The sequence below is a fragment of the Bradyrhizobium cosmicum genome (assembly GCF_032290525.1).
Lineage (GTDB): Bacteria > Pseudomonadota > Alphaproteobacteria > Rhizobiales > Xanthobacteraceae > Bradyrhizobium > Bradyrhizobium cosmicum_A.
On the sequence record NZ_JASXTA010000003.1, the window covers coordinates 206,347 to 225,980 of the forward strand.

Here is a 19,634-nt window from a genome sequence, read left to right on the forward strand (position 1 = left end):
AATTGTTGTTCGTTGCTCACAGCAAAGCCCTCGCTGCTTTCACGGCATCGTCGAATTTCGTGTCGAGCCACGCATTGCCACCGCGGCAGCCCGCAACCACCTGCTCAGCCCAGCCGGCATAGTCGGCGAAGTCGTCACGTTCCGCAGTGGTCGGATCGGATTGAATGCGCGCGCCGATATTGCTGACCTTGTCGGCGATCTTGATCAGCTTTGCGCCCGGCGATTTGTGCGGAGCGTCTTCGATCTGCTTCTGCCGGCGTTCAGCCTTCGGCAGGCTCATATCGTCGGTGCATTCGACCACGAGCGAGGCGACACGCTCCGAGAATCTCTGCGCGAGCTCCTCGCGCGTGGTGTCGGTATCTTCGATTGAATCATGCAGCCAGCCGGCCGCGACCAGCTCGGCATCGGCCCCGTCGGTCGCGGTCGCAAGCAGGTTCGCGACTTCGGCGAGATGGTTGATATAGGGCTCGTTGCCGCGCCCCTTGCGCGCCATGCCGTTGTGGCGGTGCGCGGCGAGTTCAGCGGCTTCGGAAACGAGGCGGATTGGCGACAGCATGGCAAGGACCTCCGTTTCCGCCTCAACCGCGCCGCGCCGTGCTCGTTCCCAGGGTCACAGCTTCCCCATCACGTCGCCGCGAAAACCGTAGATGGTCTTCTTCCCCGCCACGGCGACAAGCTGGACGTCGCGGGTCTGGCCGGGCTCGAAGCGGACGGCGGTGCCGGCGGCGATGTCGAGGCGCATGCCGCGGGCGCGTCTGCGATCGAACTTCAGCGCCGGGTTGGTCTCGAAGAAATGGTAGTGCGAGCCGACCTGGATCGGGCGGTCGCCGGTGTTGGCCACCGTCAGCGTCACGGTCTTGCGGCCGGCATTGAGCTCGATCTCGCCGTCCTGGATGAAGAGTTCACCGGGGATCATTCTATCCTCCTCGTCATTCCGGGGCTCGCGCAGCGAGAACCCGGAATCTTGATCAACAAACTCTGGATTCCGGGTTCGCCCTTCGGGCGCCCCGGAATGACGAATTCAAAACTACCTGATCGGCTCGTGCACGGTGACGAGCTTGGTGCCGTCCAGGAAGGTCGCTTCGACCTGGATGTCATGGATCATCTCGGGAATGCCCGGCATCACCTGGTCGCGGGTGAGGACCTGCGCGCCTGATTGCATCAGCTCGGCGACGGTGCGGCCGTCGCGCGCGCCTTCGAGGATGAAATCGGAGATGATCGCGATCGCCTCGGGATGGTTGAGCTTGACGCCGCGATCCAGCCTGCGGCGGGCCACGATCGCCGCCATCGAGATCAGAAGCTTGTCCTTTTCGCGGGGAGACAGGTTCATGCGAAATCTCTATCCGTTCAACACTTCAATTCAGCCGGTCAATTCAGCCACAGCCGTGGCAAAGCAGCACCGGTGCGCGCCAGCACGGCCATCATGTCGGCGCGCAAGCGCGCCGCATCTTGGGCACAGAACCGAGCCATTGCAAAGCCATTCCAGGCGGAGATCCCGACCTCGCCGGAGAACGAGTCCGACGCCTCGCGGATGCGCTCGATCAATGCCTCATCACCGGGCACGATCAGGGCCGTACCAATTGCGGCACCGCCCTTGGCCACCGCGAATCGCCCAAGTTTTGCGCCGATATTGCCATCGAGCCTGACCGTCTCGGCGAACACCAGTCTGCCGCCGCGCCGCAGCCGCCAGCGGTCGACGAACTCGCCCTGCTCCATCCGCTCGCCCATGGCAGTGCGGCCGAACACGACGATCTCGCACAGTAGGAGCGAAGCCGCGTCATCGAGCTCGATATCGAAGCGGCGGTGAACCCGGGCGCGATCGAACAGGATCGTCTCCTGGGGCAGCCAGCCGAGATGCGCGCCTGCGGCGACCTTCAAGGCAATATTGAGCTGCGCGGCCGCCCCGGGCGCGCGATAGACTTTTTCGGCGGCGGCCGTGGTCAATGTCAGGCGCGAGCCTTCGCCCGCCGCGATCTCGACATCGAAACTGTCGCCGCCGGCAACGCCGCCGGCCGTGTTGACGAACACACCGGACAACCCTTCGCCTTCCGGCGAGGGAAAGCGCACGCGCAAAGAGCCGGATTCATGCAAGACGCCGCGACGCGTCACACCGTCACGCGCATGGACGTCGAAGCGCACCACGCCGCGGGCACGGTTGGCTTCGAACACCGAAGATACCGCTGAAACGTCGCTGCGCATCCGCCTCCCCAGCCGGTCGCGGCAGAATGACTTACAGCGCCATCTGGCGGCTGATTTCGGCCGGGTCAAGATTGGAGCGATCGCAGGTGAATTTCACCGCGCCGCGATCCATCACCGCGAAACTGTCGCCGAGTTCGCAGGCAAAGTCGAGATATTGTTCGACCAGTACGATGGCGATGTTGCCGAGGTTGCGCAGATAAGAGATGGCGCGGCCGATGTCCTTGATGATCGAGGGCTGGATGCCCTCGGTCGGCTCGTCGAGCAGCAGCAGCTTCGGCCGCATCACCAGCGCGCGCCCGATCGCGAGCTGCTGCTGCTGGCCGCCGGAGAGGTCGCCGCCGCGCCGGCCGAGCATGGATTGCAGCACCGGAAACAGCGAGAACACGTCGTCCGGAATGTGCCTGTCCTCGCGCTTGAGCGGACCGAAGCCTGTCTTGAGGTTCTCCTCGACGGTCAGCAGCGGAAAGATCTCGCGGCCCTGCGGCACGAAGCCGATGCCCTTGCGCGCCCGCTCATAGGGCTTCAGGCCGGTGATGTCGCTGCCGTCGAGCACGATCGCGCCCGAGGAAACCGGATACTGCCCGACCATGGCGCGCAGGAGCGAGGTCTTGCCGACCCCGTTGCGCCCGAGCACGCAGGTGACCTTGCCGGGCTCTGCGGCGATCGAGACGCCGCGCAGCGCCTGCGCCGCGCCGTAGAACAGGTTGATGTCCTTGACTTCGAGCATCGCTCAGCGCCCCAGATAGACTTCGATGACCCGCTCGTTTGACGAGACCTGGTCGATGGTTCCTTCCGCGAGCACCGTGCCCTCGTGCAGGCAGGTGACTTTGACGCCGAGCTCGCGCACGAACGTCATGTCGTGCTCGACCACCATCACAGTGTGGGTCTTGTTGATCTCTTTCAACAGCTCGGCAGTGAGGTGCGTCTCGACGTCGGTCATGCCGGCGACGGGCTCGTCGACCAGGAGCAGCTTCGGGTCCTGCGCCAGCAGCATGCCGATCTCGAGCCATTGCTTCTGGCCGTGGCTGAGGCTGCCGGCGAGGCGGCCTCGCGCCTCGGTCAGGCGGATCGTCTCCAGCACCTTGTCGATGCGCTCGGACTCGGCCTTGCTGCCGCGCCAGAACAGCGTGCCGCGGACCGAGTGGTCGACATTGAGCGCGAGCAGCAGATTGTCCTGCACGGTCTGGCTCTCGAACACGGTGGGCTTCTGGAATTTGCGACCGATGCCGAGCTCGGCAATCCGGGTTTCGTCGAGGCGCGTCAAATCGGTGACGCCATCGAACAAGACCGTGCCCTCGTCGGGCTTGGTCTTGCCCGTGATGATGTCCATCATCGTGGTCTTGCCGGCCCCGTTGGGGCCGATGATGGCGCGCATCTCGCCGGGCTCGAGGGTCAGCGACAGATTGTTGATGGCGTGGAAGCCGTCGAACGAGACGTGCACGCCGTCGAGATAGAGCATGGCGGACGTCGCGCGGGTATCCATGACGTTCATGACCGGCTACTCCGCCATCTTGGGTTCGGTGACGCCGTCTTCGGCCGCGGCACTCGCCCTGGTCGCCGCGACGCGCTTTTCCCTCGACGAGTTCCACCAGGCATTGAAGGTGCCGACGATGCCCTTGGGCAGCAGCAGCGTCACCAGAATGAACATCGCGCCCAGCATGAACAGCCAGTACGGCGCCAGCATGCCGGATGTGAAGAACGTTTTTGCGTAGTTGACGACGACGGCGCCGAGCGCGGCACCGACCAGGGTGCCGCGGCCGCCGACCGCGACCCAGATCACCGCCTCGATCGAGTTGCCCGGTGCGAATTCGGACGGGTTGATGATGCCGACCTGCGGCACATAGAGCGCCCCGGCGACGCCGGCCATGCAGGCCGACAACGTGAACACGAACAGCTTGTAGGATTCGACGCGGTAGCCGAGAAACCGGCTGCGCGATTCCGCGTCGCGGATCGCGATCAGCACCTTGCCGAGCTTGGAGGACACGACGGCGCGGCAGATCAGGAAGGCGACAATCAGCGCCAGACAGCTCAGCGCGAACAGCGCCGCACGGGTACCTTCGGCCTGCACGTTGAAGCCCAGAATGTCCTTGAAGTCGGTCAGGCCGTTGTTGCCGCCGAAGCCGAAATCATTCCGGAAGAAGGCGAGCAGCAGCGCATAGGTCATCGCCTGCGTGATGATCGACAGGTACACGCCGGTGACGCGGGAGCGGAACGCCAGCCAGCCGAAGCAGAAGGCGAGCAGGCCGGGCACGACCAGCACCATCAGCGCCGCAAACCAGAACATGTCGAAGCCGTACCAGTACCAGGGCAGCTTCGAATAGTTCAGGAACACCATGAAGTCCGGCAGGATCGGGTTGCCGTAGACGCCGCGGGTGCCGATCTGCCGCATCAGGTACATGCCCATGGCGTAGCCGCCGAGCGCGAAGAACGCGCCGTGGCCGAGCGAGAGGATGCCACAATAGCCCCAGATCAGATCGATCGAAAGCGCGAGGATCGCGTAGCAGACATATTTGCCCCAGAGCGCAACCAGATAGGTCGGCACCTGAAGGAACGATCCCGCGGGCAGCAGCAAATTGGAGAGCGGGATGAGAATGCCGCAGGCCGCGACGATTGCGAGGAAGATCGTCGCGCTGCGGTCCAGCGATCGGGTCAGCATATGCGGCGTCATGCTTCCACCGCCCGGCCCTTGAGCGCGAACAGTCCGCGCGGCCGCTTTTGAATGAACAGGATGATGAGAACCAGGATGGCGATCTTGCCGAGCACCGCGCCGGCGACGGGCTCCAGGAACTTGTTGGCGATGCCGAGCGTGAAGGCGCCGACCAGCGTGCCCCAGAGATTGCCGACGCCGCCGAACACCACGACCATGAAGCTGTCGATGATGTAGCTCTGCCCGAGATTCGGACTGACATTGTCGATCTGCGACAGTGCCACGCCGGCGATGCCGGCAATGCCCGAGCCGAGGCCGAAGGTCAGCGCGTCGACGCGCGAGGTCGCGATGCCCATCGAAGCCGCCATGCGGCGGTTCTGCGTCACCGCGCGCATCTCGAGGCCGAGCGCGGTATAGCGCAGCATCGCGAGCAGAATCGCGAACACGGCCAGCGTGAAGACCAGGATCCAGAGCCGGTTATAGGTGATGGTGATCTGGCCGAGCTCGAACGCGCCGCTCATCCAGGAGGGGTTGCCGACCTCGCGATTGGTCGGGCCGAACATGGTGCGTACAGCCTGCTGGAGCACCAGTGACAGGCCCCAGGTTGCCAGCAGCGTCTCCAGCGGGCGACCGTAGAGGAAGCGGATGATGCTGCGCTCGATCAGCACGCCGATCGCGCCGGCGACGAGGAAGGCGAGCGGCACGGCGATCAGCAGCGAGTAGTCGAACAGGCCGGGATAGCGGGTGCGGATCACCTCCTGCACCACGAAGGTGGTGTAGGCCCCTAACATCACCATCTCGCCATGAGCCATGTTGATGACGCCCATCACGCCGAAGGTGATGGCGAGTCCGATCGCGGCGAGCAGCAGCACCGAGCCGAGCGAGAGGCCGTACCAGGCATTCTGCACCATGGACCAGACCGCGAGCGAGCTCTGGATCGAGCCGATCGCGCTCGCGGCAGCCTTGGTCACCGAGGCCGGCTGGTCGCCCATGCCGGTGAGCAGCGCCAGCGCTTCCTGGTCGCCGCGCGCCTTGAGGGTGCCGACCGCCTCGAGCTTCTCGACTTCGGTGGCATCAGGCTTGAACAGCAGGATCGCCGCGCGGGCGTCGCCGAGCGCGGCCTTGACGGATTTGTTGGTTTCCTTGGCGAGGGCGCCATCGACCGCCTCGAGCGCGGTTTCTTCGTGCGACTTGAAGACGGATTGAGCGGCCTGGAGGCGTGTTCCAAGATCCGGCGACTGCAGCGTCAGGCTGCCGATCGCGGCATCGACACTGCGGCGCAGGCGATTGTTGAGGCGGACCGCGCTGGCGCTGTCGGGAACGCTGGCAACGGGCTCGCCGGTCGCGGCGTCGATCGACTTGCCGTCGGCACCGGTGACGTAAATCTTCTTGCTGTCGGGATCGGCCATGAGGCGGCCGTCCTGGAGCGCACTGATGATGGGGAAAGCCAGCTTGTTGCCACTGCTCGCGATGACGCCGATCGCCTCATCCGTGTCGGAAAAATCGTCGTTGGCGAATTTTGCGACCGCATCCTCGAACGGGCCGGCGAAGGCCGGCAGTGCGAACGCGATCAGGAACAACGAGAGGATAAAGGTGCAGGAACGAGCGGACAAACTGGTTGGCACTTTGGATCACCCCGGCAGAAGTGGGGAGAAGGCGGCGGAATAGCCGTCTTCTCCCGTCGTGCGACTGAAGCGTCAGATCCGGATCAGGAGCCCGAACCGAGGCACTTGTTGGTCTTGGTGTTGAAGTTGCCGCACTTCTTGCCGACCCAGTCGCCAACCAGGTCCTTCGAGCCATCGAGCTCCTTCGACCAGGCATCGCCGGCCACAAGGCCCGGGGTCTTCCACACCACGTCGAACTGACCGTTGGCTTTGATTTCGCCAATGAACACCGGCTTGGTGATGTGATGGTTCGGAAGCATCTTGGACGTGCCGCCGGTCAGGTTCTTGGCTTCGATGCCGGGCAGCGCGTCGATCACCTTGTCCGGATCGGTCGACTTCACCTTCTCGACCGCCTTGACCCACATGTCGAACCCGATCACGTGCGCTTCCATCGGATCGTTGGTCACGCGCTTCGGGTTCTTGGTGTAGGCTTGCCAGGCCTTGATGAACTTCTCGTTCTCGGGAGACTTGATCGACTGGAAGTAGTTCCAGGCGGCGAGATGGCCGAGCAGGGGCTTGGTGTCGATGCCGGCGAGCTCTTCCTCACCGACCGAGAACGCCACCACCGGGATGTCCTTCGCCTTGATGCCCTGGTTGCCGAGCTCCTTGTAGAAGGGAACGTTGGCGTCGCCGTTGATGGTCGAGACCACCGCCGTCTTCTTGCCGGCCGAGCCGAACTTCTTGATGTCGGCCACGATCGTCTGCCAGTCGGAATGACCGAAGGGCGTATAGTTGATCATGATGTCTTCCTGGGCGACACCCTTCGACTTCAGATAGGCTTCCAGGATCTTGTTGGTGGTGCGCGGATAGACGTAGTCGGTGCCCGCGAGCACCCAGCGCTTCACCTTCTCGTCCTTCATCAGATAGTCGACGGCAGGGATCGCCTGCTGGTTCGGCGCAGCACCGGTGTAGAACACGTTGCGCTCCGACTCCTCGCCCTCGTACTGCACGGGATAGAACAGGATGCTGTTCAGCTCCTTGAACACCGGCAGCACGGACTTGCGCGAGACCGAGGTCCAGCAGCCGAACACGACCGAGACCTTGTCCTTGGTGATCAGCTCGCGCGCCTTTTCAGCGAACAGCGGCCAGTTCGAGGCGGGATCGACGACGACGGCCTCGAGCTTCTTGCCGTTCACGCCGCCCTTCTTGTTCTGCTCGTCAATCAGGAAGAGGATGGTGTCCTTCAGCGTGGTTTCGCTGATGGCCATGGTGCCGGAGAGAGAATGGAGGACACCGACCTTGATGGTGTCGTCGGCGGCCTTCGCGCCAGTCAATGAGGCCAGACCGAGCATCAGTCCGGCGGTCGCGGCGAGCACGCCGCGGCGGCTAAATGACGCCGCTATATCGTGAGTGGATTTGGTAAGCATGATTGTATCATCTCCCTGACGCAGACGTGAAAAGACGCTGCGAAACGGCCCCACGGCCGCCTGCGATTAACGGAATCGCAAGAACCATGCCATGGGTTGGGCACATGCCAACCTATTGGTCAGGCTAGATAATTTTGCCACAATCCCACTTTCGTCGCGGCCCAACCGCCCAAGTTTTGGGCGAATAAAATGGATACTAATGCGGCAATGGGATCATTTTTTAAGCAAATTGACGCTGCTGTCTAAATTTCCGGCATAACTATTTCTGCACCGCAATCGCCATTTGTGGTGAGCGTGCCTTGAAAGTGCCCCCTTAATGTTCCATATGAGCGGACGAGACCTCTTGCGAATCAAGGGGTCGTAGCGAGCCGCGTGTTCTTAAGCCCTCTCGGGCCTCTGGCTTGCCCCTTCAGCTCCCAAGCCCATCCGACACCCCAAACACGCAGGTGTCTTCTCGACACCCTCTTGCGCGCGCCGCGCCGAATGCGCCGGGCGTCCGCTTTTGACATGGAAAGAACCCATCTTTTGACTTCGTTTCAGGACTTCGGCCTCGCCGAACCGATCGCACGTGCTCTTCGTGAAGAGAACTACGTCACCCCCACCCCCATCCAGGTCCAGACCATTCCAACGGCGCTGACCGGCCGCGACGTCGTCGGCATCGCCCAGACCGGCACCGGCAAGACCGCCTCATTCGCGCTGCCGATCCTGCACCGCCTGCTGGAGAACCGCATCAAGCCGCAGCCCAAGACCTGCCGGGTGCTGGTGCTCTCGCCCACCCGCGAGCTGTCGGGCCAGATCCTCGACAGCTTCAACGCCTATGGCCGCCACATCCGCCTGTCCTCGACGCTCGCCATCGGCGGCGTGCCGATGGGGCGCCAAGTCCGCTCCCTGATGCAGGGCGTCGACGTTCTGGTCGCCACCCCGGGCCGCCTGCTCGATCTGGTCCAGAGCAACGGGCTGAAGCTTGGAAGCGTCGAATTCCTCGTGCTCGACGAGGCCGACCGCATGCTCGACATGGGCTTCATCAACGACATCCGCAAAATCGTCGCCAAGCTGCCGATCAAGCGGCAGACGCTGTTCTTCTCGGCCACCATGCCAAAAGACATCGCCGAGCTCGCCGACGCGATGCTGCGCGATCCCGCCCGAGTCGCAGTGACCCCGGTCTCCTCGACCGTTGAGCGCATCCAGCAGCGCATCATCCAGGTCGATTTCTCCGCGAAGCCGGCGTTCCTCGCACAGCTGTTGAAACAGGAGCCGGTCAACCGGGCACTGGTTTTCACCCGCACCAAGCACGGCGCCGACAAGGTGGTGAAGACGCTCGAGAAGGCCGGCATTCCCGCCAGCGCCATCCACGGCAACAAGTCGCAGAATCACCGCGAACGGACTCTCGCCCAGTTCCGCTCCGGCGATATCCGCACGCTGGTTGCCACCGACATCGCCGCCCGCGGCATCGATGTCGACGGCATCACCCACGTGATCAATTTCGACCTGCCGAACGTGCCCGAGACCTATGTCCACCGTATCGGCCGCACCGCGCGCGCCGGCGCCGAGGGCACCGCGATCTCGCTGGTCGCCGGTGGCGAGGAGCTTGCCTATCTCCGCGACATCGAGCGGCTGATCAAGGTGACGCTGCCGCGCGAAGATCTCCGCACCGACGCCGGCCGCCGCGATGCGGGTCCTCCCCCGCAGCAGCAGCGACAGGGCCGGCCGGGCCGCCCGGGCCAGCGTCCGCAAGGTGCAAGGCATGGTGAGGGACGCCGCGGTGACGGACGGCGTGCCGACGAAAGGCATGCCGACGGGCGCCATCATGGCGCCGGCAAGCAGGGCGACGGACGGCCCGGTGAAGGACGCCGTGTCGAGGGCAGACCTGTTGATGGCAGGCCCGGTGAAGGCCACAAGGCCTCGAAGGGGTCTCGCCGTCCCCGCGGTTCCAGTGGTAAGATGAATTCCTCACCAGCCGATCGGTCGGAACAGCGTCCCGCGCATAGCGCTGGCAAGCCTGATGGAATACAAGGCGTTGCCTTTTTGCGTCGCGAGAGTCGCCCCAACAGCCGGCCGAACCGCAATCCTCATTCGAACTAACAGTCCACGACTGGAGACACCCACATGGCTAAGGAAGAGCTGATCCAGTTCGAAGGACTGGTCACCGAAATCCTCCCCGACGCCCGCTACCGCGTGCAACTCGACGCCGGACACGAGATCGTCGCCTACACCGCCGGCAAGATGAAGAAGAACCGCATCAAGACGCTGGCCGGCGACCGCGTGACGGTCGAGATGTCGCCCTATGACCTCGAGAAGGGCCGGTTGATTTTCCGCCACAAGGACGAACGTCCCAGCGGCGCCGGCGGACCTCCCCGTCCCGGACAGCGCGGTGGCCAGTTCCGCCGCCGCTAAGCGGAGCGGCTGCACACGTATGGGTATATAATTCGGCCCTGAATGCTGATCCGCCGTGGGCGTCACGGCGGATCAAAAAATCGTGCACCTCAGGATTGTTTTGGCGCCTTATTTCCAATAAAATCCGCTTATCGATTTTCGGCCGGACGACTTTAGCATCCACCGGTACAGCCGGTTCAGACACGCTGACGACCCTTCCAGAAACTCGATCTAACCCGCCTGCGAAAGTGGGCTTCGACACTGCTTATCTGAGAAGGAACTACCCCCGTGAGCATGGGAACCGTGAAGTGGTTTAACGCGACCAAGGGCTTCGGCTTCATTCAGCCCGACGATGGCGGCCAGGACGTCTTCGTACACATCAGCGCCGTCGAGCGCGCCGGCCTCGGCACGCTGCGCGAAGGCCAGAAGATCTCCTACGAGATCGTCGCCGACCGCCGTTCCGGCAAGTCGGCAGCTGACAACCTCCGCTCCGCCGGTTGAGCTGTCGGCTCAATCGAGCGAACAAAAGAAACGAAAAGGCCGTGCGGACGCACGGCCTTTTTTCATGCCCGAAGCGGCCGTCGCCGCTTCGTATGCCGATTGCGCAAGAAGAGAGAACTCTCCCGCACGCGCGAGCGGCCGTTCAGGATCAGACGATCCTGCACGGGCAACGCCGCCGGATCAGTCCCGTCAGTTGGATTTGGCTGCGTTACCGCCGCCGCTGGCCGAGCTGCTTAGCGAACCGGCCTGGCTCATCGTGTTGTTGAAGTAGGTGTCGCTGTCGCCGAGCGTCACGCGACGCTGGCAAAGCGGCATGCAGCTGTAGGACTCGCGTTCGATCCCGCGGTAGACGGTAACGAGCCGATCACTCGGGCCTTCGACCTGGATCTGGCGGTCGACCAGGATCTCGCCGCCGCGGTCGAGTGCGATGAAATTGGTCGCGCCATAGCCCTTCCCGGTCACGACGATCATGCCGCCGGGCTGGAGCGTGACATCGGCGATCAGGGGATTGCCGACCACGATGGTCGCGACCTTGCCGGGCAGGCGGACCAGCTTGGCCTGGTCGACATTGACGGCGATGGCCTCGGCGGTGGGCTCGGCAAGGCCGGCAGCCGGCGATGCCAGCACCGCAGCCGCAACCAGAAGGCAGACGCGCGCCTGACGGCGCAGCAACTCTTTACGCATACTCATACTCCCGGGACGTCACAAACCGGCAGAAGCGATTGGATGACAGCGGAGCCGGTGCCCGACCCGGCTAACCTGCCCTTAATTCGTGAACGTTCCGCAAACTCGCCGGCTATTGTTTGAACGGACTGGCTTTTGAGATCCGGACCGCTCCGGATGCAGCTCTAGCGGCGGAACGGATAGGCGAGCTGGCCCCCGATCTCCTTCGGCATGGTCGCTTCGTCCTTGCCGTAATCCTGCGGCAGTCGCCCTTCCGGCATGCGGAAGGTGCCGAACAGCACGTCCCAGATCGGGAACGTCCCGGCAAAGTTGGTGTCGCCGCCCTCCTCGAGCGCGGTGTGGTGCCAGCGGTGGAACACCGGCGTCGCCAGCACATATCTGAACGGCCCGAACGTCCAGTTCAGGTTGGCGTGCACGAAGGCCGAATGGAAGGTGGTGAACGGACCGACCCAGATCATGACGTTCGGGGAAATGCCGGCCATCAGCAGCACGACGTCGACGCCGATCGTCCCGAGCATGAGATTGACGGGATGGAAGCGCGCCGCGGAAATCCACCCGATCTCCTCCGACGAGTGATGGATGGCGTGGTACTTCCAGAATCCGCCGTCGTGAAACAGCCGGTGCAGCCAGTACAGCATGAAATCAGACAACACCAGGAACAGGACCGCCTGTAGCCACAGCGGCAATTGCGCCAGCAGGCCATGGCCATTGTCGTAGAACGCAATGAGCTCGTCGGCGTCGTGGATGTTGAAGACCGCACCGGCACCGACGATCAGCAGCCCGATCCGCATGGTGCGCGCGAACACCGGAACGAAGAACCAGTAACAGATGTCGGTGAGAATCTCGCGCTTGCGCCACCACGGCGCGCCGGGATTGCAGGCCCAGAAATGCTCGAGCACGGTGAAGACCGCCGCGAGCACGAAGGTGACGGGGACCATCTTCTGGATGGTCTCGCCGAGCATCAGGGCGACTTGCATGGGCAGGCTCGACATCGTCGCCTCGCTTCCGGACTTCTGATCCCTCTTACGCCTACTCCCCGAAATTTAAGGGAGGATGAAGTCGGCGCGCCCGACGCTCATTTGGAACTGCAAGAATTGCAACGGCGCCCTTAAGGCGAAATTCACTTTGGGCAAAAGCATCGGGCAGGAAACGGGTTTGCCCGATCGGATTAACTCTCCCGAAAGAGCTCGGCTCCATGGTCATCGCGTCAAGTATAGCGCCGAACGAGGCGATCACACCCCAGATGGAGTTTAGTTCATGAAGAACCTGATTGCGCGTTTCGCCAAGGATGAATCCGGCGCCACCGCCATCGAATACGGCCTGATCGCCGCCGGCATCGCGCTTGCCATCATCACCGTCGTCAACAACCTCGGCAGCTCGCTGAACACCAAGTTCGGCTCGATCAGCACCTCGCTGAAGTAAGCGACCGACGAACGACCAAAAGCCCCGGACCTCCGGGGCTTTGTTTTTCCGAATACGGCGAGTTCCAGTGGCGTTGCGCGAGTACAGAACCGATGCCGCGGTTGCGGCGAGCGAGGCGGAGGCGGCCGAGACCTCTTCGCCGGTCTATTGGGTTTGCCTTGCACTGCTGCTCGCGACGGCCGCCCTCGCCGCGCGCATTGCCAGCATCTGGTGAGCGCGGCTCGGCGGGTTGCGGCCTCTCAAGGCCGCGTCCGCCGTTGTCGGTTTGTTTAGCACCGCCGGCTAGCATGCGGCGACGATCCGATCCCGCGACGAACCCAGGCCCAAGACGCCGCCCATGATCCTCGACCTTGCGCGCCTTCTGCTCTTCCCGGCCCTCATGGCCTTCGCCGCCGCGAGCGATCTCTTCACGATGACCATCTCGAACCGCGTGTCGCTGGCGCTGGTCGCGGGCTTCTTCGTGCTCGCTTTCGCCGGTGGCATGGCACCTTACGAGATGCTGAGCCATGTCGGCGCCGGCGCGCTGCTGCTCGCCGTGGCCTTCACCTGCTTTGCGATGGGCTGGATGGGCGGCGGCGACGCCAAGATCGCAGCGTCGGTCGCGCTCTGGTTCGGCTTCGCGCAATTGATGGACTTCCTGCTTTACGCTTCGCTGTTCGGCGGAGCGCTGACGCTGCTTCTGCTCCAGTTCCGGCAGTGGCCATTGCCTTACGGGCTGGCGGGCCAGGCCTGGCTGGCACGGCTGCACGACAAGGAGAGCGGCATCCCCTACGGCATCGCGCTCACGCTTGGCGCGCTGATGGTCTATCCGGAGACCGAGTGGGTGAAGGCGATCGACCTCGCTCACCTCGCACTGCGCTGAACGCCGGGTAACCCGGCGTCGGGGCGATTTAGATACGCCTCATTAACCATGCTTTGACGAATAGCTGGTCAACTGCCGATTACGGCGGCGGCAGCGTCGCGGCGTTTTGTGGAAAGTGAAGCGTATGAATAGGGCACGCATAGTCGTCCTGACGGTCGCCATCTGCGCCGGCGGCGTCGCCGCGTACCTGGCGAGCGGCTCGGACAATTCTGCGCCGCCTCCCGCTCCGGTCGCGCAGCTTCCAACCGTCGACGTTTTGGTGGCCAAGAACGACATCGGCCTCGGCCAGACCGTGAAGCCGGAAGACGTCCAATGGCAGACATGGCCGGCTGCGACCGCCAGCGCCACCTTCATCCGCCGCAACGAGCGCCCCGAGGGCGCGACCCAGGTCACCGGCTCGATCGCGCGGGCCCCCTTCATCCAGGGTGAACCGATCCGCGACCAGAAGCTGGTGAAGCCCGAGGGCTCCGGCTTCATGGCCGCGATCCTGCCGACCGGCATGCGCGCGATCTCGACCGAGATTTCGCCGGAAACCGGTGCCGGCGGCTTTATCCTGCCCAACGACCGCGTCGACGTGCTTCTGACGCGCCGCCTGAAGAATCCCGACCAGAGCGCCGGCGCCCAGGACATCGTCACGTCCGAGATCATCCTGGCCAATATCCGCGTGCTGGCGATCGACCAGGCACCGAAAGAGAAGGACGGCCAGAACGCGGTGGTCGGCAAGACCGTCACCCTCGAGCTCAGTCCCGCGCAAACCGCGACGCTCTCAGCGGCCCGGCAGAGCGGCACGCTGTCGCTGGCGCTGCGCAGCATCGTCGACGTCAAGATGAGCGAGATCACGCTCGATGATTCCGCGCAGAAGCGTGAGGGCGTTTCGATCATTCGCTACGGCATTACAAGTCAGGCGGCGAAGGCACAATGAGGACCGGCGACATGAAATGCAGGGCAGATCTGGCGACGATGCGAACCTCGATGGTCCGTGCCCTGTCGTTTTCGGCCGCCTTCGCGCTGACGCTCAACCCGGTGCTCACCCCGGCGGTCGCCGCCGACTACCGTCCTGTGGCGCAGGCCGCCGCCGACGGCCAGATGAACGCGCGCTTCCTCTCGCTCGGCGTCGGCAAGTCGATCGTGATCGACCTGCCGCGCGACATCAAGGATGTGCTGGTCGCCGATCCCAAGATCGCCAATGCGGTGGTCCGCTCGGCTCAGCGCGCCTACATCATCGGCGCCTCGGTCGGCCAGACCAACATCGTGTTCTTCGACTCAGCCGGCCAGCAGATCGCGGCCTATGACATCGCGGTCAAGCGCGACCTCAACGGCGTGCGTGCCGCGTTGAAGCAGGTCCTGCCCAATGCCGACATCCAGATCGACGGCCTGGGCGACGGCGTCGTCCTGACCGGTAGCGCGGCGAACCTGTTGGAAGCGCAGCAGGCCAACGACCTCGCCGCACGCCTTGCCGGCGGCGCCGACAAGGTGGTGAATTCGATCGTGGTCCGCGGCCGCGACCAGGTCATGCTCAAGGTGACGGTCGCCGAAATTGCGCGCACCATCGTCAAGCAGCTCGGCATCGATCTCACTGCGAACCTGAACTACGGCACGTCGGTCGTGAGCTTCACCAACTCCAACCCGTTCACGGCACTTGGCAAGAATCTGGTGGATGGCAACGCACTGACCACGAAGTTCGGCGCGACACCGTCGGTGCAGGCCACCCTGCGCGCGATGGAGACCGCGGGCGTGATCCGGACGCTGGCCGAGCCGAACCTGACCGCGATCTCCGGCGAGTCCGCGACCTTCATCGCCGGCGGCGAATTCCCGGTGCCGGCAGGCTACGCGTGCGATCCCACCACGCATGTCTGTACCACCCAGATCAGCTTCAAGAAGTTCGGCATCTCGCTCAACTTCACCCCCGTGGTGCTGAGCGAAGGCAAGATCAGCCTGCGCGTCATGACCGAGGTCTCGGAACTGTCGAACGAAAATGCCATCACGCTGTCGCAGGCCGTGACCTCGACCTCGGTGAACTCGCTGACAGTGCCCTCGATCAAGACCCGCCGCGCCGAGACCTCGCTGGAAATTCCCTCCGGCGGCGCGATGGCCATGGCCGGCCTGATCCAGCAGCAGACCAAGCAGGCCGTCAGCGGATTGCCGGGGCTGATGCAGCTCCCGATCCTCGGCACGCTGTTCCGCAGCCGCGACTTCGTCAACAACGCGACCGAGCTGGTCGTGATCGTGACGCCCTATGTCGTTCGCGCAGCGGCGCCAAAGGACCTGTCGCGGCCGGATGACGGCTTCGCTGCGCCTGCGGATCCGCAGGCGCAGCTGATCGGCAACATCAACCGCATCTACGGCGTGCCCGGCCGGACCGAACCGGCCAAGAACTATCGCGGCACTTACGGCTTCATTACCGACTGATGCGGAACGGGGACTTCACGATGATCACCAGACCACCCCAGCGTCGCAGACGCGTCACCCGCCTCGGTGGCGCGCTCGTCGGCATGGCGCTCGCGCTCGGCGGCTGCCAGCATGACGAAGCGGTCACCGCGTCGATTCCCGACGACTACAAGCAGCGCCATCCGATCGCGATCGAGGAACAGAACCGCTCGATCGTCGTGTTCGTCGGCCACGCCCGCGGCGGGCTCACCGCTGCCCAGCGCGCCGACGTGATGGGCGTCGCGTCGACCTGGCTGCACGAGGGCACCGGTGCGATCCGCATCGACGTGCCGTCCGGCACGCCCAACGCGCGCCCGGTCGCGGACACCATGCGTGAGATCCAGGCGATGCTGTCGGCCGCAGGCGTTCCGCCGCGCGGCGTCAACGTTCGTCCTTACCAGCCCGAAGACAAGCGCTTCCTGCCGCCGATCCGGCTCACCTATTCCAGGATCGCCGCGGTCGCGGGCCCCTGCGGATTGTGGCCGGAGGACATCGGTCCTTCGATGAAGAACAAGAGCTGGTTCGAGAACAAGGACTATTACAATTACGGCTGCGCCTATCAGCGCAACATGGCGGCGATGGTCGACAATCCGTCGGACCTCGAGCAGCCGCGGCCCGAAACGCCGTCCTATACGGCGCGTCGCATCACCGGCCTGGAGAAGTATCGCAAGGGAACGACGACGGCGACCGCCTATCCTGAATCCGACAAGGCCAAACTCAGCGAAACCGGCAAATGATCAGCTACGCTCGCCAGACCCAAGAAGAGCAGCCGGACGCCTCACCCCCGCCGTTCGATGAGCATATTGCGCCGGCGCCGCGCGTGTCGGTTCAGGCCTTCTGCGAGACCGTGGAAACCGCTGCCGCCGTGCAGTCGGCCGGCGAGGATCGCCGTCTCGGCAAGGCTCACCTCAAGATCCAGATGGGCGGCATGGCTGCCGCGATCGAAGCCTACCGCTCGGCGCCGACGCCGAACGTGATCGTGCTCGAGAGCGACGGCCGCAACGACCTTCTGAGCGGGCTCGACCATCTCGCCACGGTCTGCGACGCCGGCACCCGCGTGGTCGTGATCGGCCGCATCAACGACGTCATGCTCTACCGCGAGCTGGTGCGCCGCGGCGTCAGCGACTACGTGCTCGCGCCGGTCGGCGCGATCGACGTCGTGCGCTCGATCTGCAACCTGTTCTCGGCGCCGGAAGCCAAGGCGGTCGGCCGCATCATCGCCGTGGTCGGCGCCAAGGGCGGCGTCGGCGCCTCCACGATCTCCCATAACGTCGCCTGGGCGATCGCGCGCGACCTCGCGATGGACGCGGTGGTCGCCGATCTCGACCTCGCCTTCGGCACCGCCGGGCTCGACTACAACCAGGATCCGCCGCAGGGCATCGCGGACGCCGTGTTCTCGCCCGATCGCGTCGACACCGCCTTCATCGACCGCCTGCTGTCGAAATGCACCGACCATCTCAGCCTGCTGGCGGCGCCGGCGACGCTCGACCGGGTCTATGATTTCGGCGCCGACGCCTTCGATTCCGTGTTCGACACGCTGCGTTCGACCATGCCCTGCATCGTGCTCGACATCCCCCACCAATGGTCGGGCTGGACCAAGCGCGCCCTGATCGGGGCGGACGACATCCTGATCGTCGCGGCGCCCGATCTCGCCAATCTGCGCAACACCAAGAACCTGTTCGACCTGTTGAAGGCTTCGCGGCCGAACGACCGGCCTCCGCTGTACTGCCTGAACCAGGTCGGCGTCCCGAAACGACCCGAAATCGCCGCCGCCGAGTTCGCCAAGGCGATCGAGAGCCAGCCGGTCGTCTCGATCCCGTTCGAGCCGCAGATCTTCGGCTCGGCGGCCAACAACGGCCAGATGATCGCGGAGATCTCCGCCAACCACAAGTCGATCGAGATGTTTCTTCAGATCGCCCAGCGCCTGACCGGCCGCAGCGAGACGAAGAAGCAGAAATCGTCTTTGCTTTCACCCCTGATTGACAAGTTGCGGGGAAAATAAGCAGCCGCATGGAGTTGTTAAGTGTTCGGTAAGCGTAGCGGAACTGACACCGATACTCGGGCTCCCAAGCCCGGCGCCGTGTCGCCAGAGCCTGCCCAGGCTCCGGCGGTCGCGGCGTCGCGCGCGCCGCTCCCGCCGGCTGTCGCCTCGCCGCCGCTCGCCCCCGCCAAGCCAGCACCGGCCATGGAATCCCGCCGCTCGGACAACTACTACGAGGTCAAGGCGACGATCTTCGGCGCGCTGATCGAGGCCATCGACCTCGCCCAGCTCGCCAAGCTGGACTCCGAGTCCGCGCGCGAGGAAATCCGCGACATCGTCAACGAGATCATCGCGATCAAGAACATCGTGATGTCGATCGCCGAGCAGGAAGAGCTGCTCGACGACATCTGCAACGACGTGCTCGGCTACGGCCCGCTCGAGCCGCTGTTGTCGCGCGACGACATCGCCGACATCATGGTCAACGGCGCCGACACCGTCTACATCGAAGTCGCCGGCAAGATCCAGCGCACCGGCATTCGCTTCCGCGACAACCAGCAGCTGCTCAACATCTGCCAACGCATCGTCAGCCAGGTGGGCCGGCGCGTCGACGAATCCTCGCCGATCTGCGACGCGCGCCTCGCCGACGGCTCCCGCGTCAACGCCATCGTCCCGCCGCTGTCGATCGACGGGCCCACGCTCACCATCCGCAAGTTCAAGAAGGACAAGCTGACGCTGGATCAGCTCGTCAAGTTCGGCGCGATTTCGCCGGAGGGTGCGGAAATCCTCCAGATCATCGGTCGCGTCCGATGCAACGTGCTGATCTCCGGCGGTACCGGCTCGGGCAAGACCACGCTGCTCAACTGCCTGACCAACTATATCGAGCACGACGAGCGCGTCATCACCTGCGAAGACGCCGCCGAGCTCCAGCTCCAGCAGCCGCATGTGGTGCGGCTGGAAACCCGTCCGCCCAACATCGAGGGCGAGGGCCAGGTCACCATGCGCGAGCTGGTGCGCAACTGCCTGCGTATGCGCCCCGAACGCATCATCGTCGGCGAAGTCCGCGGACCCGAGGCGTTCGACCTGCTCCAGGCCATGAACACCGGCCACGACGGCTCGATGGGCACGCTGCACGCCAACAATCCGCGCGAAGCCCTGTCGCGCTGCGAATCCATGATCACGATGGGCGGCTTTTCCCTTCCGTCGCGAACAATTCGCGAGATGATCTGCGCCTCGATCGACGTCATCGTTCAGGCCGCGCGCCTGCGCGACGGCTCGCGCCGCATCACCCACATCACCGAGGTGATGGGCATGGAAGGCGACACCATCATCACCCAGGACGTCTTCCTCTACGACATGATCGGCGAGGACGCCAACGGCAAGATCATCGGCCGGCACCGCTCGACCGGTATCGGCCGCCCCAAGTTCTGGGAACGCGCGCGCTACTACGGCGAGGAGAAGCGCCTTGCCGCCGCGCTCGATGCGGCGGAAGTCGCGCCGACGACATGAG

The 19,634-nt window shown here is 64.3% G+C and carries 22 protein-coding genes; 11 read left to right on the forward strand and 11 right to left on the reverse strand.

The genetic code is table 11. From position 1 onward, the window contains the following. Positions 1-16: 16 nt before the first annotated feature. The 9 genes from QSV46_RS07055 to urtA all read right to left on the reverse strand — a co-directional run bounded on the left by QSV46_RS07055 (position 17) and on the right by urtA (position 7,877). Positions 17-556: an HD domain-containing protein gene (locus QSV46_RS07055; RefSeq protein WP_314948455.1), complete on the reverse strand. Its 540-nt coding sequence runs from the start codon at positions 554-556 to the stop codon at positions 17-19. A gap of 54 nt (positions 557-610) precedes the next feature. Further along, positions 611-916, reverse strand: coding sequence for an urease subunit beta (locus tag QSV46_RS07060; protein ID WP_314948457.1), 306 nt, complete (start codon positions 914-916; stop codon positions 611-613). A 111-nt stretch (positions 917-1,027) separates the two neighbouring features. Next, positions 1,028-1,330, reverse strand: coding sequence for an urease subunit gamma (locus QSV46_RS07065; RefSeq protein ID WP_314948459.1), 303 nt, complete (start codon positions 1,328-1,330; stop codon positions 1,028-1,030). A gap of 38 nt (positions 1,331-1,368) precedes the next feature. Further along, positions 1,369-2,199: an urease accessory protein UreD gene (locus tag QSV46_RS07070; RefSeq protein ID WP_314948461.1), complete on the reverse strand. Its 831-nt coding sequence runs from the start codon at positions 2,197-2,199 to the stop codon at positions 1,369-1,371. A 31-nt stretch (positions 2,200-2,230) separates the two neighbouring features. After that, positions 2,231-2,926 (reverse strand): urea ABC transporter ATP-binding subunit UrtE, encoded by a 696-nt coding sequence (urtE, locus tag QSV46_RS07075; RefSeq protein ID WP_314948463.1) that lies wholly within the window; start codon positions 2,924-2,926, stop codon positions 2,231-2,233. A 3-nt stretch (positions 2,927-2,929) separates the two neighbouring features. After that, complete coding sequence (gene urtD / locus QSV46_RS07080) at positions 2,930-3,691, reverse strand: urea ABC transporter ATP-binding protein UrtD (protein ID WP_314948465.1); 762 nt, start codon at positions 3,689-3,691, stop codon at positions 2,930-2,932. 6 nt (positions 3,692-3,697) lie between these two features. Next, entirely contained in the window at positions 3,698-4,867 is a 1,170-nt protein-coding gene (urtC, locus tag QSV46_RS07085) for an urea ABC transporter permease subunit UrtC (RefSeq protein ID WP_314948467.1), read from the reverse strand. After that, entirely contained in the window at positions 4,864-6,471 is a 1,608-nt protein-coding gene (gene urtB, locus QSV46_RS07090; protein ID WP_314948469.1) for an urea ABC transporter permease subunit UrtB, read from the reverse strand. Before urtB ends, urtC begins: the two co-directional genes overlap by 4 nt. Before the next feature lie 83 nt (positions 6,472-6,554). After that, complete coding sequence (gene urtA / locus QSV46_RS07095; RefSeq protein ID WP_314948472.1) at positions 6,555-7,877, reverse strand: urea ABC transporter substrate-binding protein; 1,323 nt, start codon at positions 7,875-7,877, stop codon at positions 6,555-6,557. Between the two features lie 483 nt (positions 7,878-8,360). Between urtA and QSV46_RS07100 the strand changes: the two genes are divergently transcribed. The 3 genes from QSV46_RS07100 (at position 8,361) to QSV46_RS07110 (ending at position 10,751) form a co-directional block, all read left to right on the forward strand. Beyond that, positions 8,361-9,959 (forward strand): DEAD/DEAH box helicase, encoded by a 1,599-nt coding sequence (locus QSV46_RS07100; protein ID WP_314948474.1) that lies wholly within the window; start codon positions 8,361-8,363, stop codon positions 9,957-9,959. A gap of 24 nt (positions 9,960-9,983) precedes the next feature. Beyond that, the gene (gene infA / locus QSV46_RS07105; RefSeq protein ID WP_148755275.1) at positions 9,984-10,271 is read left to right on the forward strand and encodes a translation initiation factor IF-1; all 288 of its coding nucleotides are present in this window, start codon (positions 9,984-9,986) and stop codon (positions 10,269-10,271) included. A 267-nt stretch (positions 10,272-10,538) separates the two neighbouring features. Continuing rightward, positions 10,539-10,751, forward strand: coding sequence for a cold-shock protein (locus QSV46_RS07110; protein WP_007599788.1), 213 nt, complete (start codon positions 10,539-10,541; stop codon positions 10,749-10,751). Positions 10,752-10,940: 189 nt separating this feature from the next. On the opposite strand, the gene QSV46_RS07115 is transcribed toward QSV46_RS07110, so the two are convergent. Together QSV46_RS07115 and QSV46_RS07120 are read right to left on the reverse strand one after the other, a co-directional pair. Then, positions 10,941-11,435: a pilus assembly protein N-terminal domain-containing protein gene (locus QSV46_RS07115; protein ID WP_314948514.1), complete on the reverse strand. Its 495-nt coding sequence runs from the start codon at positions 11,433-11,435 to the stop codon at positions 10,941-10,943. A gap of 164 nt (positions 11,436-11,599) precedes the next feature. Beyond that, positions 11,600-12,427: a sterol desaturase family protein gene (locus QSV46_RS07120; RefSeq protein WP_314948516.1), complete on the reverse strand. Its 828-nt coding sequence runs from the start codon at positions 12,425-12,427 to the stop codon at positions 11,600-11,602. Between the two features lie 265 nt (positions 12,428-12,692). Here QSV46_RS07120 and QSV46_RS07125 point away from each other — a divergent pair, with 265 nt between their 5' ends. The 8 genes from QSV46_RS07125 (at position 12,693) to QSV46_RS07160 (ending at position 19,633) form a co-directional block, all read left to right on the forward strand. Then, positions 12,693-12,857: a Flp family type IVb pilin gene (locus tag QSV46_RS07125; RefSeq protein WP_166813093.1), complete on the forward strand. Its 165-nt coding sequence runs from the start codon at positions 12,693-12,695 to the stop codon at positions 12,855-12,857. A gap of 73 nt (positions 12,858-12,930) precedes the next feature. Continuing rightward, entirely contained in the window at positions 12,931-13,071 is a 141-nt protein-coding gene (locus QSV46_RS07130; protein WP_314949272.1) for a hypothetical protein, read from the forward strand. A gap of 123 nt (positions 13,072-13,194) precedes the next feature. Next, positions 13,195-13,719, forward strand: a complete 525-nt coding sequence (locus QSV46_RS07135) for a prepilin peptidase (RefSeq protein ID WP_314948520.1) — start codon at positions 13,195-13,197, stop codon at positions 13,717-13,719. A 124-nt stretch (positions 13,720-13,843) separates the two neighbouring features. After that, positions 13,844-14,641: a Flp pilus assembly protein CpaB gene (cpaB, locus tag QSV46_RS07140; protein WP_314948523.1), complete on the forward strand. Its 798-nt coding sequence runs from the start codon at positions 13,844-13,846 to the stop codon at positions 14,639-14,641. Between the two features lie 11 nt (positions 14,642-14,652). Continuing rightward, positions 14,653-16,128: a type II and III secretion system protein family protein gene (locus QSV46_RS07145; protein ID WP_314948525.1), complete on the forward strand. Its 1,476-nt coding sequence runs from the start codon at positions 14,653-14,655 to the stop codon at positions 16,126-16,128. A 20-nt stretch (positions 16,129-16,148) separates the two neighbouring features. After that, entirely contained in the window at positions 16,149-16,883 is a 735-nt protein-coding gene (locus QSV46_RS07150; protein WP_314948528.1) for a CpaD family pilus assembly protein, read from the forward strand. Beyond that, entirely contained in the window at positions 16,880-18,148 is a 1,269-nt protein-coding gene (locus QSV46_RS07155) for a CpaE family protein (protein ID WP_314948531.1), read from the forward strand. The genes QSV46_RS07150 and QSV46_RS07155 overlap by 4 nt, the downstream gene beginning before the upstream one ends. A gap of 21 nt (positions 18,149-18,169) precedes the next feature. Beyond that, positions 18,170-19,633, forward strand: a complete 1,464-nt coding sequence (locus QSV46_RS07160; RefSeq protein WP_314948533.1) for a CpaF family protein — start codon at positions 18,170-18,172, stop codon at positions 19,631-19,633. The last annotated feature ends 1 nt before the right edge of the window (position 19,634 follow it).